An 11,804-nucleotide genomic window follows, 5' to 3' on the forward strand; every position below is an offset into this window, starting at 1 on the left:
TATACAGAAAAGTTGAAAAAATATTCTTGGGTAAAAACTCCAGTAGTTAAGCCGTATGTTAGGATGAGTTGGTTTGTATATGTTATTACTCTTGAAAAAGGACTTGATAGGGATATAGTGATAGAAGAAATGGAAAAGAAAGGGATTCCTGCAAGGGGATATTTTTCTCCAATACATTTACAACCATATGTCAAAGAAATGTTTAAAACTTATGAGGGAATGCTTCCAATAACAGAGGATATTTCAAAAAGGACTCTTGCTTTACCTTTTCATAATAATTTAAAAGAAGAAGAGATTGAAGAAGTTATTGGGATTTTAAAAGAGGTTGTAGAAGAAAGATTTTTCTAAATGGATTATAAAATTATGGGAAATATAAAGCGTTTTGGAGTATCTGTTGAAGAGGAGTTACTAAAGAAATTTGATGAGGTTATTGAAAGGCAAGGATATAACAATAGATCTGAAGCAATAAGAGATCTTATAAGGGATTATCTTGTTAAAGAAAAGTGGAGGATGAAAAAAGAAAAAATTATAGGAAATATAAGTGTTATTTATGAACATGATGTATATGATCTTTCTAATAAACTCATAGATATTCAGCATAATTATCATGATGTTATAATTTCCACGTTACATGTCCATTTTGATGAAAAGAACTGTTTAGAAGTAATATTAGTTAAAGGAAGAGTACAAAGAATTAAAAAACTTTATAATGAAATTTCTTCTTTAAAATGGGTAAAACACACTGATATATCATTAACGGATATACTCTAATTTCAAAAAATTTTTAGGGAGGGGATATCCCCCTCCTATTCTTCTAGGATTAGGACTTCTCTTGGATGTATTTCTATTTCTCCTTCCATTATTCTTCCTGAAAGAAGATCTTTTTTCTTTGTTCCAATATTTATCTTTTTTATCTCCTCAGTGTGGTTTAACACAAAGGTGAAGGTTTTTCCATTTTTTATTCTTTGGGTAATTTCAATCCCATATGGGATATCCTTAAATAATTCACTAATTCCATGGGTTCTCATGATATATCTTACAAATTCTTTTAGAAATTTCATAGAGGGAAAGGTTCCAATATAATATGCATAGCCATTACCGTATTTATTTACTGTTATACAAGGATAACCTTTATAATAATCTTTCTTATAAACTCCTATAGCCTTTGTAGAATTATTTTCTAAATGAATTACATCAAAAATTAAATTGCATTCATAGGTCTCCTCAGAAAAATCTTTTTTAAACTCATTTTGAATTACAATCTCATTTTTCATATCTGGGGGAAGGGCATCAAATTCTTCTACCCATATCCCAAGAATTTTTCTTAAAAGCCCAGGATATCCTCCTAAAATGACCAAGTCATTTTCATCTACAATTCCACTTAAAGTAGTAGTAACAAAAATTCCTCCGTTTTTAACATAATTTTCTATTTTCTTTGCAACTTCCTCTTTGGTCATATATAAAAGGGGAGCAATAATTAATTTATATTTTTCAAAATCATCTTCTATTCCTATAACATCCACTCCTATAAGATTTTCATATAAAGCTCTAAAATAATTTTCTACTCCCTTTACATAATTTAAATCCATGCTGGGACCTTGAGAATTTTCAAGAGCCCACCAATTTTCCCAATCAAATAATACTGCGGATTGCGACTTTACTTTACTCCCCAAGAGGGTATCTCCAAGTTTTTTTAATTCTGCCCCTAACTCCTTCACTTCCTGGAATACTCTTGTATTTTCATGTCCTGCATGGGATATTACTGCACCATGAAACTTTTCTGGTCCTCCTCGGGATTGCCTTAGTTGGAAAAACATAACTGTATCTGCACCTTGAGCAATAGCCTGATAGCTTAAAAGTCTCATCACTTTTGGCCTTTTAATATAACAATAGGGTTGCCAGTTAGTCTGACTTGGGGTCTGTTCCATGAGCATGAAAGGTTCTCCCTTTTTAAGTCCTCTCATAAGAGAATGTCTAAAGGCAAGGGTTATATAATCGTCGGTAAGATAGGGATAACTATCCCAAGAGATCACATCCATATGTCTTGCCCATTCAAAATAATTTAAAGGTTTAAAGGTTGCCATTAAATTAGTGGTTATGGGAATATTTGGATTATATTTCTTAATTATATTGTATTCATTTAAGTAGCATTCTAAGGTGCTCTCGGACATGAATCGATAGTAGTCAAGAACCATACCTTGGGCAACAGTAGTTAATTTTCCTGTCCACCAGTGATGGAATATTACATTTCTTAAGTTTGGTACTGTTATTTCATCCCAATCATAGATAGTTTGTCCCCAGAAAGCTGTATACCATCTTTTATTTAACTCTTCTAAGGTACCATATCTCTTTTTAAGCCATTCTCTAAAAGCTTTTTCACAGTTTTCACAATAACAATAGGTTCCATATTCGTTAGCAATGTGCCAGACTAAAAGAGAAGGATGATTTGCATATCTTTCTGCTAGTTTTTCCACAAGTCTTTTAGAAAATTCCCTATAAACTTTACTGTTGGGACAAAAATTAACCCTTCCTCCATGGGTTCTTTTCAAACCATTAATATCCTTTGGTAATACTTCGGGATATTTTAATGACATCCAGTGAGGTTGGGATGCTGTAGAGGTGGCAAGACAGATATAAATTCCGTTATTCCAAAGCAGGTCAATAATTTCATCCAGTTGAGAAAAATCATATTTATCTTCTGCGGGCTGAATTAGGGACCAACTGAAAACATTTACAGTAGCAATATTAATATTTGCTAATTTAAAGAGTCTTATGTCTTCTTTCCATATTTCCTTTTCCCATTGTTCAGGATTATAATCTCCACCATACCAAATAAAGGGAAGTTTTGGGTTAATCATCTTTCAACCTCCATTCTTTCTAAAATTTCATCCACATTTTCTTGAATCTTTTTAATGGCTATAATAATATCATCCATGTCTTCCTTTGTTCCCAAAAGTACATTCTGAGAAAACCATACCCCCTCTTCTTTACATGCTCTTTCTGTCTCAGGAAGATAAAGATCACATTGGTCCCCTTTTAAAGAGTTTGATATGGCAGGAATCTTATAAAGGGGAGTAGTATATCCAGGTTTTAAAGGGATTCCTTCCGCATTCATTGCCTTTATAAACTCCATTTTAGGTAGTCCTTTGAAATATGAGGATTTATATTTAAATATAAAAAGATGGTAAGCGTGTCTTGATACTCCCTCATCAGGGGTTAGAATTTCTATTCCCTTTATTTCCTTTAATTTTTCAGTTAAATATCTTGCGTTTTCTTCTCTTTTTCTCATTAGTTCTTCCATTCTTTCCATTTGAGCCAATAAGATTCCTGCCTGAAATTCTGTCATTCTATAATTTCCCGAGAGTATATAATGCATATACCATTCTCCTTTTCTTGACCTTCCTACATTCATCAAGGACCAAGCCTTTTCTGCTAATTCTTCATTATTAGTTAGTATTATTCCGCCTTCTCCTGCGTTTATATTTTTTGACGATTGAAAACTGAATATGCCCATATCTCCTAGGGCTCCAACTTTTTTTCCTCTCCATTCTGCTCCATGAGCTTGGGCTGCATCTTCTAAAACCTTTAGATTATACTTTTTAGCAATTTCTAAGATTTTATCCATATTTGCAGGACAACCACCAATGTGGACGGGAATTATGGCTTTTGTTTTAGAAGTAATTGCGGGCTCAATTTTATCGGGATCTATATTGTAAGTCTTAGGATCAATATCTACAAAGATTGGTTTTGCTCCTACCATAAGAACAGAACTTGCAGTGGCAATAAAAGTATAGGCTGGAACAATAACTTCGTCTCCAGTCCCAATTCCTAAAGCCCTTAAAGCAATTTCTAAAGCAGCAGTTCCGTTTACACAGGTGATTCCAAATTTTGCGGAATGATATTTGGCAAATTTTTCTTCAAATTCCTCGTTCTTTTTTCCATTAACCCTTCCCCATTTTCCACTTCTTAATACTTCAAGAAGAGCTTTTTCTTCTCTTTCATCGAAAACAGGCCATGAAGGATAGGGTTTTTCTCTAACGGGTTTTCCTCCACAAATTGCTAGTTGGGCCATGATTTCCTCCATTTTTTTACAAGATATAAATTTTAACTATAATCAATTATACTGAAAAGAAAAATAATTTCAAAAGAAAAATAAGAAAAATCTTTGGATGAAAAAAAGTTTTAAAGAGATATTATTACTATTTAATATCTTAGAAGAATTAAAAAAACTTGGAGCATTGAAAATTATTCTTTTTGGATCATTGGTCCATGGGGATGTAGATGTAAATAGTGACTTAGATTTATTAGTTATTATGCCTAATACAAAAAGTGGTAAAGAGTGAGAAAGAAAAATATCTGTGGATATAATTGTTTTTAATGAGCAAGAATTTAAAGAAGAAATAAATATTAATCTCTTCTTGAATAATATAATTAAGATGGCTAATCCATTCAAAGGATGAATTTGAAGACGCAGAAGAATTGAGAAAAAGAGGTAGATATTATATACAGACAAGATATCTTAATTGCCTTCCTGGTGGGGTACCTTCAAGGTATTTTGATGATCCAGAAGAAGCTGAAAAGGCAATGAGACTTGCTAAGATGGTTATAGAACTTGTAAGTGAGAAAATGGAAGAAGGTTTCTGTTCTTGACCAAAAGGTTGCATATAATATAATCTTATTTTAGATATAAAATTCTAATTTAACCCTTAGCCAATTAAAAAAATCTTTTAATAAACTTAAGAGGTGGTTTTATGTATTTACTGGATATTGTGGAATTTGAGGTAACTACTCAATGTAATTTTAGATGTATTCATTGTTATTGTAATGCAGGAGAAAAGGATAAGGAAGAATTAAATTTTGAGGAGATAAAAAATTTAATCCTTCAAGTAAAGGAGTTAAAGATAAAAGAGTTGGATTTAGTAGGTGGAGAGCCTTTTATGCATCCAAAGATATTAGATATTATATCCTTCGCTCATAATATTGGTCAGAAGGTTATAATAAATACAAATGGTTCTTTAATAACCAATGATTTAGCAAAAAGTCTTAAAAAAATTTCTCCCAATTTGATCATAGGTGTTTCCTTAGAAGGACCTGATCCTGAGACTAATGATTTTGTAAGAGGTAAAGGAAATTTTGAAAGGGCAGTAAAGGGAATAGAAATCTTAATAAATTATGGTTTTCCAGTAACTATTTTAAATATTATAAATAAAAGAAATTGGATGAAATTTGAAGAATTGGTAATATTTGCAAGAAATATAGGAGTTAGAAATATTTATGTAGATCGATTTATCTCTGTAGGAAGAGGGGAGATTTTCGCCCAATATCTGGATATGGAAGATAAGGAATGGATTGAAGCAATAAAGTATGTAAGAGAAGTTATTAAGAAATATAAAAAGGAAATGAATTTTTTTGTGGAAGAATCAATTTCAGGAGAAGTATGTTCTGCAGGAATTTCTCATGTATCTATTCTTGCTAATGGATATGTGGTGCCTTGTGGGCATCTGAGATTTGATAATAAATATTATTTGGGAAATATAAGGGAGAAAAGTTTAGGAGAAATTCTAGGTTTTACTAAATTGAAAGAAATTTTTAAAGAAGTAAATTCCTGTAAAAACTGTAACTTAAATAAATTATGTAACGGAGGCTGTAAAGCTTATCAAATATTAAAAAATAAAGAAAAGGACATTCCCCTTTGTGTAATAAATAAAGAAAAAGGGAATATCCTTTTTGAAAGTTTTATTTCATAAAATATATTCTTCTTCAGATTCCTCTTCTCTGGAGCCTTATCAATAATTTTAAAATCTTTTGTTTATTATACAATGCAACTTTCTTTTTAGAAAATCCGTATTATATAATGGAAAATGAAAGATATTTCTTATTATTTTAAACTTTATGGAAAGGAATTATATTCTTACTTGAGAAGATTAATTGGAGAAGAGGAAACAGCAAAGGATCTTCTTCAGGAGACTTTTTTAAGGGCTATGAAAATTTCTTTAGAAGAAAAAACTGCAAAATCTTATTTATATAAAATAGCTCATAATTTGGCTATGGATTATTTTAGAGAGAAAGTACATTTTGATGACATAAATTCTTATTGTGAAGAAACTAAAGAAAATCCTGAAAAATTAGTAGAAGATCAGGAAATTTGGAAAATTTTAAGTCCTATGGAAAGAAGTGTTCTTATACTTCACTATCAACAGGGATATTCTTATAAAGAGATTAGCGAAAAAATAGGAATTCCTTTAAATACTGTTAAAAGTTATGTCTTTCGAGGGAAAAGAAAGATTTATAATTATATAAAAGGAGATGAATGAATTGGATTGTAAGGATTTTAAAGAAAAGATGTTTCTATATCCTGAAGTAGACGATGAATTTTATAAACATTTTGAAGTATGTGTTCCATGTAAGAATTCCTTTGAAGAATGGATAAAAATAGAAAAAATGTTAAGAAGTCCAATGCTAAAAAGGGAAATAGAGTTAGAATGGAAGATTATTTCAAAAAATATTGAAAGAAGAATAAATTTGGAGAGATATAAAAAAATTATTTTCATTGGTGTTCTTACCTTGATAGGAATTCTTACTTCTTTTATATTTTTCATATTTCTTTTCAGATATCTAAATCTTTACTTAATCTTTTGGGGAATTAGTATTATTTTTAAAGAAATCTTTAATTTGATGTCTTATTTTACTATCCTCTGGATACTAGTGTTAGCAGTTAAAAATGAAAGGGATATGATAAAAACAAAATCATGGAAATAGAAAGGGAAAAGGAAAGAATAATAAAATTTTTAAGAGAAAAATTGAATGAGGAAAGAAAGGATGGTTATGTTTTAGGAGTAAGTGGAGGCATTGATTCCGCAGTAGTTTCTTATCTTTTAAAAGATGCAGTAGGAAGGGAAAGAATTTTTGCTCTTATTATGCCTGAAATGGATTCGGAACCAGCTTCTGTAGAGGATGCATTGCTTGTTGTAGAAAATCTTGGAATTCCATATAAGGTTTTTTCTTTGACAAAGGCCTTATGGATATTAGGAGTTTATAAGAGTGTACCTTTATTTTTCTTTCTTTTTAGACCTTTGAAAAGAAGAGTAGTAAAGTATTTATATTCTGAATATAGTAAAATTTTAGGTAAACCAGTCTTCTTTGCTCAAAAGGAGAAATTGAATATTAAACTTCATTGGTTCTACGAGGGTATTGCATATCATAGAATAAAACATAGATTGAGAATGGCTTTGTTATATTTTTTTGCAGAGAGAAAGAATTATTTAGTTGTGGGATGTAATAATCTTACTGAATCCTTAATTGGTTATTATGTGAGATATGGAGATGATGCTTCTGATATTGAGCCTATTTCTCATCTTTATAAAACAGAGATAAGAGAACTTGCTAAAATCTTAGGAATTCCCAGGAGAATAATTGAAAAACCTCCATCACCTGATCTTCTACCAGGAATTTCTGATGAATTTTCCCTAGGATTAGACTATATGACTTTGGATAGGATTCTTAAATCCTTCGAAGAAGGAAAGGAACCTTCCCAGCTTAAGGATTTTGATGAGAAATTAATAAAGTTAGTATATGATCAATATTTATGGGTTAAGAAAGAAAGCAAAAAACCTTTAAGATTAGTTAGAGAAGAATAAAATGTTATTTGGAAATTTACAAGAAGTAGAGGTTATAAGAAGGGAAAAAAGATTTAGACTACATGTCTTATGCGAGGGTAGAGAAGAACTTGTTTATCTTCCAAATCCTGGAAGGCTTGAAGGTATCATCTTCCCTGGAGCAAAGGTTTTTGTAGAAAATAAGATGAATGAAAAAAGAAAAACCAAATGGGAAGCTGTATTAGGTCTTGAAAATAACATTTATGTTTCCCTTAATGCAGGATTAGCTAACAAGATATTTTATGAGAATCTTAGCTTTTTTCCAGTAAAAGTAAAGGATTTAAAGAGAGAATTTGTTTTTGGAAAAAGTAGATTTGATTTTTTAATAAACAATAGAATCCTAGTTGAAGTAAAATCGGTAACTTTAGTAAAAGACAATATTGGTTTATTTCCTGATGCTCCCACGAGAAGGGGATCAAAACATATGGAAGAAATGGCAGGGTGGAGTTTTGAAAAGTGGATTGTCTTTGTAGTTCAAAGAAAGGATGCAAAACTAGTCATGCCTCATAAGAATATGGATAAGGATTTTTTTAATAGTATTAATCTCCTGAAGGAGAGAGGAGGAACTTTTTTTGCTTTTTATTGTGATGTAAGTCCCAGGGGAATATTTTTTGGAGATTTTATAGATGTCAAAATATAAAAATTTGGTAGAAAGATTAAGAGAAATTGAAGAAGAAGCAAGAAATTTAGTAGCTGAGAGAATAAATGAATTTAAAAATCTTGGACTATATGGGACTGAGTTGGATTTATTTTCTGAATTATCCTTTTGTGTGTTAACTGCTAATTGGTCTGCTCATGGAGGAATAAAGGCTCAGAATTTAATTGGAAAAAATAATTTTAGTCAATTACCCTTAGAAGATTTAATTAAAGAATTAGAAAAAGTAGGACATAGATATGCAAGAAAAAGAGGAGAGTATATATTTGAAAACAGAAAACTTATTGGAAAGTTAAAAGGTATTTTAGATCTTCCTTCAAAAATTGCTAGAAAATTACTAGTGGAATCTGCAAAAGGAATAGGATGGAAGGAAGCAAGTCATTTTCTGCGAAATACTGGTAAATTTGACTTAGCGATACTGGATAAGCATATCTTAAGAATTTTGTATGCTGAAAAAATAATAGAAGAAATTCCCAAAAGTTGGACTGAGAAAAAATATTTATATATTGAAAATTTCTTTTTTGAACTTTCTCAAGAATTTGGAAAAACTCCAGGAGAGACAGATCTCTATATATGGTATTTAATTAAAGGAAAGGTTGAGAAATAATAATTTTTAAAACCTCTTATACTCCCTAAATATTGTAATCAGAACAAACTTATGATATTCTTTTTTTGTTTTTGAAAATATCTTTTTAAGGAGGAAGAAGAAGATGAGAAATATATCTGTAGAAAAATTAAATTCTCTACCTGTAGAGGAACATGGTGTAGAGTTAGTAGAAAGAAAAGGTGTAGGACATCCTGACTCCATTTGTGATGCTATAATGGATCAGATTTCTGTAAATCTATCTCAGGAGTATATAAGAATAGCTGGAAATATTCTTCACCATAACATTGATAAAAGTCTTCTTGTTGCTGGAGAAGTAGAGAGGAAAATTGGTGTTGGAGGAAGAGTAATAAAACCCATGCTTTTAGTAATCGGAGATAGAGCAACATCTGAAATAGATGGGATAAAGATCCCAGTGGAGGAAATTGCTATTGAAACTGCAAAGGATTGGATAAGAAAAAATCTAAGATTTGTTGATCCTGAAAAGCATATTAAGTTTCAAGTGGAATTAAAGCCTGGATCTCCAGAGCTTACAGATATATTTAGAAGAAGAAAAGGATTGCTTCCTGCTAATGATACTTCTGCTTCTGTTGGATATGCACCCCTTACTGCTACGGAAAGATTAATTATAGATCTTGAAAGATATTTAAATTCTTCCAAATTTAAAGCAATTCATCCTGAGGTAGGAGAAGATATAAAAATTATGGGCTTTAGGAAAAAAAGAGTTCTTCAACTTACCATTGCTCTCCCATTAATTGATAGATTTGTAGAGAGTGTTCAAGATTATTTCAACAAAAAGGAAATAATAAAAGGAGAGATTGAAAAATTTGTTCAAGAGAGAAATCAGTCCTTTGAAAAAATAATTATTGATATTAACACTTTGGATGATCCCGAAAGGGGATTAGATGGAATATATTTAAGTGTACTTGGAACTTCAGCAGAAGATGGAGATTCAGGGCAGGTAGGGAGAGGAAATAGAGTAAATGGAGTTATTGCTTTAAATCGCCCCATGGGAACAGAAGCAGCAGCAGGTAAGAATCCTGTAAGCCATGTCGGTAAAATATATAACATTCTTGCCCATAAATTAGCTAACGAAATTTATCAAAATATACCAGGCATAAAAGAAGTATATGTATGGTTGTGTAGCCAGATTGGAAAACCAATTGATCAGCCTATGATAGCTACCGCACAGTTAATATTGGATAATGGAGTTTCCATTTATGATGTGGCAAAACCTGTGGAGAATATAATAGACCAAGAGTTAGCAAATATAGGAGCTTTTTGTGAAGATCTTGCAAAGGGGAAGTATCCTGTATGGTAGAAAAGACTCCCCATTGGGCGGATTTAACAGCAGAGGAAATAATAAAAATTAAGGGAAAGAAAAATGTTGTAGCAACAGGTATTACTCCTTCTGGTCCCATTCATTTAGGAAATTTGAGAGAAATTTTAACAGGAGACGCAATTGCTAGGGCATTAAAGGAACAAGGATCAGAAGTCAGATTTATCTATATTGCAGACTCCTTTGATCCCTTAAGAAAAGTATATCCATTTTTGCCCGAATCCTATATAGAACATGTAGGAAAACCAATTTCAGAGATTCCAGATCCTGAGGGATGTCATGAGAATTATGCAGAACATTTTTTAAATCCATTTTTAGATGCTATAAAAGAATTAGGAATAGAGGTAGAAGTTATAAAGATTCATGAAGAATATGAAAAGGGGACTTACACATCAATTATAGATATTACCTTAGAAAAAAATGAGAGAATTACAGAAATTCTTAACGAGATTGCAGGAAGGAATCTAGAAAAGGACTTTGTTCCCCTCCTTCCTAAGTGTGAAAAGTGTGGAAAGTTAACTACAACTAAGATTATTTCCTTTGATATTAAAAAACATCAAGTAGAATATCTCTGTAAATGTGGACATCAGGGATTTGCAGACTATAGTAAAGGAGAAGCAAAACTTCCTTGGAGATTGGATTGGCCAGGAAGATGGAAAATTTTTGGAGTAACGGTAGAACCTTTTGGAAAAGACCATGCTACTGCTGGTGGTTCTTATGATACAGGAAAGGTTATTGTAGAGGAAATTTTTAATTATCCTGCTCCTTATCCTTTTATCTATGAATGGATATATTTAAAAGGTAAAGGAGCCATGTCTAGTTCCAAAGGTATTGCTATTTCTATAAATGATATCTTAAAAATTCTTCCTCCTTCTTGGGTGAGATATCTTATTTTAAGATACAAACCTGATAAGCATATAGATTTTGATCCTGTTAATGGTTATATTCTTCTTGCAGAGGATTATGAAAGATTGGAAAAAATTTATTTCGGTTTAGAAGGAACTCCTGAGGAAAGAAAAGAATTAGCAAGGGTTTTTGAGATATCTCAAGTAAAAGATATTCCTAAGGAGCCTGGTCCTCAAGTTCCTTTAAGGCATATTATTACTCTTGCTCAAATATCTTTGGGTAATGAAGAATTATTAAAGGAGATGCTAATAAGAAGTGGATATGAAAAGGAACTTAATAAATTTTCAGAGATTTTAAAAAGAGTAGATTATGTAAGGAATTGGCTTGAAAATTATGCACCTTCCCATGTGAAGTTCAAACTGCAAGAAGATCTTCCTCAGATTACTAAAACCTTCTTGCCAAAAGAAAAAGATTTTCTGAAGGCTTTAGCTGAAAAAATAAGGGATAAAAATTGGGAAGGAGAGGAACTTCAGAATTTTATCTATCAGCTTTCTCAGGAGTTTAATATACCAGGAAAAAGAGCTTTTCAGCTTATATATCTTTCCTTTCTTAATCAAGATTCTGGTCCAAGGGCAGGATATTTTTTAGTTTCTCTTCCAAAAGATTTTGTAATTAGAAGATTAGAAGAAGCTGGAAATTAATTCT

General features: G+C 31.3%; 14 protein-coding genes. 12 read left to right on the forward strand and 2 right to left on the reverse strand.

The features are described 5' to 3' along the window. Both NZ841_07965 and nikR read left to right on the forward strand, forming a co-directional pair. Positions 1 to 348, forward strand: a 348-nt coding sequence (locus tag NZ841_07965) for a DegT/DnrJ/EryC1/StrS family aminotransferase (protein ID MCS7202693.1), incomplete at its 5' end; no start/stop codon positions are given. Then, entirely contained in the window at positions 349 to 771 is a 423-nt protein-coding gene (nikR, locus tag NZ841_07970; GenBank protein MCS7202694.1) for a nickel-responsive transcriptional regulator NikR, read from the forward strand. 35 nt (positions 772 to 806) lie between these two features. On the opposite strand, the gene NZ841_07975 is transcribed toward nikR, so the two are convergent. Further along, positions 807 to 2,858, reverse strand: coding sequence for a beta-galactosidase (locus NZ841_07975; protein MCS7202695.1), 2,052 nt, complete (start codon positions 2,856 to 2,858; stop codon positions 807 to 809). After that, complete coding sequence (locus NZ841_07980) at positions 2,855 to 4,072, reverse strand: DegT/DnrJ/EryC1/StrS family aminotransferase (protein ID MCS7202696.1); 1,218 nt, start codon at positions 4,070 to 4,072, stop codon at positions 2,855 to 2,857. Before NZ841_07980 ends, NZ841_07975 begins: the two co-directional genes overlap by 4 nt. Positions 4,073 to 4,169: 97 nt before the next feature. Here NZ841_07980 and NZ841_07985 point away from each other — a divergent pair, with 97 nt between their 5' ends. From NZ841_07985 to lysS, 10 genes are all read left to right on the forward strand, one after another. After that, positions 4,170 to 4,343 (forward strand): nucleotidyltransferase domain-containing protein, encoded by a 174-nt coding sequence (locus NZ841_07985; protein MCS7202697.1) that lies wholly within the window; start codon positions 4,170 to 4,172, stop codon positions 4,341 to 4,343. A gap of 136 nt (positions 4,344 to 4,479) precedes the next feature. After that, entirely contained in the window at positions 4,480 to 4,650 is a 171-nt protein-coding gene (locus tag NZ841_07990) for a HEPN domain-containing protein (GenBank protein ID MCS7202698.1), read from the forward strand. Between the two features lie 101 nt (positions 4,651 to 4,751). Continuing rightward, positions 4,752 to 5,747, forward strand: a complete 996-nt coding sequence (locus NZ841_07995) for a radical SAM protein (protein MCS7202699.1) — start codon at positions 4,752 to 4,754, stop codon at positions 5,745 to 5,747. Positions 5,748 to 5,861: 114 nt separating this feature from the next. Beyond that, a complete protein-coding gene (locus tag NZ841_08000) occupies positions 5,862 to 6,314 on the forward strand; it encodes an RNA polymerase sigma factor (protein MCS7202700.1) in 453 nt (150 codons plus the stop codon). A gap of 1 nt (position 6,315) precedes the next feature. Next, a complete protein-coding gene (locus NZ841_08005) occupies positions 6,316 to 6,759 on the forward strand; it encodes a hypothetical protein (protein MCS7202701.1) in 444 nt (147 codons plus the stop codon). After that, positions 6,750 to 7,637 (forward strand): NAD(+) synthase, encoded by an 888-nt coding sequence (gene nadE / locus NZ841_08010; GenBank protein ID MCS7202702.1) that lies wholly within the window; start codon positions 6,750 to 6,752, stop codon positions 7,635 to 7,637. The genes NZ841_08005 and nadE overlap by 10 nt, the downstream gene beginning before the upstream one ends. A 1-nt stretch (position 7,638) precedes the next feature. Then, positions 7,639 to 8,295 (forward strand): DNA/RNA nuclease SfsA, encoded by a 657-nt coding sequence (sfsA, locus tag NZ841_08015; protein ID MCS7202703.1) that lies wholly within the window; start codon positions 7,639 to 7,641, stop codon positions 8,293 to 8,295. Beyond that, complete coding sequence (locus NZ841_08020) at positions 8,282 to 8,917, forward strand: N-glycosylase/DNA lyase (protein MCS7202704.1); 636 nt, start codon at positions 8,282 to 8,284, stop codon at positions 8,915 to 8,917. The genes sfsA and NZ841_08020 overlap by 14 nt, the downstream gene beginning before the upstream one ends. 103 nt (positions 8,918 to 9,020) lie before the next feature. Continuing rightward, positions 9,021 to 10,235: a methionine adenosyltransferase gene (locus NZ841_08025; protein ID MCS7202705.1), complete on the forward strand. Its 1,215-nt coding sequence runs from the start codon at positions 9,021 to 9,023 to the stop codon at positions 10,233 to 10,235. After that, entirely contained in the window at positions 10,229 to 11,800 is a 1,572-nt protein-coding gene (lysS, locus tag NZ841_08030) for a lysine--tRNA ligase (GenBank protein ID MCS7202706.1), read from the forward strand. The genes NZ841_08025 and lysS overlap by 7 nt, the downstream gene beginning before the upstream one ends. Positions 11,801 to 11,804 lie beyond the last annotated feature (4 nt).

It is taken from the genome of Dictyoglomus sp. (assembly GCA_025060475.1).
Classification (GTDB): domain Bacteria; phylum Dictyoglomota; class Dictyoglomia; order Dictyoglomales; family Dictyoglomaceae; genus NZ13-RE01.

What these genes read in the sequence shown, in the direction of transcription:
- NZ841_07975 (MCS7202695.1), bottom strand. Translation starts at nt 2,858, where the DNA reads ATGATTAACCCAAAACTTCCCTTTATTTGGTATGGTGGAGATTATAAT.
- sfsA (MCS7202703.1), top strand. Translation starts at nt 7,639, where the DNA reads ATGTTATTTGGAAATTTACAAGAAGTAGAGGTTATAAGAAGGGAAAAA.
- NZ841_07985 (MCS7202697.1), top strand. Translation starts at nt 4,170, where the DNA reads ATGAAAAAAAGTTTTAAAGAGATATTATTACTATTTAATATCTTAGAA.
- lysS (MCS7202706.1), top strand. Translation starts at nt 10,229, where the DNA reads ATGGTAGAAAAGACTCCCCATTGGGCGGATTTAACAGCAGAGGAAATA.
- NZ841_08020 (MCS7202704.1), top strand. Translation starts at nt 8,282, where the DNA reads ATGTCAAAATATAAAAATTTGGTAGAAAGATTAAGAGAAATTGAAGAA.
- nikR (MCS7202694.1), top strand. Translation starts at nt 349, where the DNA reads ATGGATTATAAAATTATGGGAAATATAAAGCGTTTTGGAGTATCTGTT.
- NZ841_08025 (MCS7202705.1), top strand. Translation starts at nt 9,021, where the DNA reads ATGAGAAATATATCTGTAGAAAAATTAAATTCTCTACCTGTAGAGGAA.
- NZ841_08000 (MCS7202700.1), top strand. Translation starts at nt 5,862, where the DNA reads ATGAAAGATATTTCTTATTATTTTAAACTTTATGGAAAGGAATTATAT.
- nadE (MCS7202702.1), top strand. Translation starts at nt 6,750, where the DNA reads ATGGAAATAGAAAGGGAAAAGGAAAGAATAATAAAATTTTTAAGAGAA.
- NZ841_07995 (MCS7202699.1), top strand. Translation starts at nt 4,752, where the DNA reads ATGTATTTACTGGATATTGTGGAATTTGAGGTAACTACTCAATGTAAT.
- NZ841_07980 (MCS7202696.1), bottom strand. Translation starts at nt 4,072, where the DNA reads ATGGCCCAACTAGCAATTTGTGGAGGAAAACCCGTTAGAGAAAAACCC.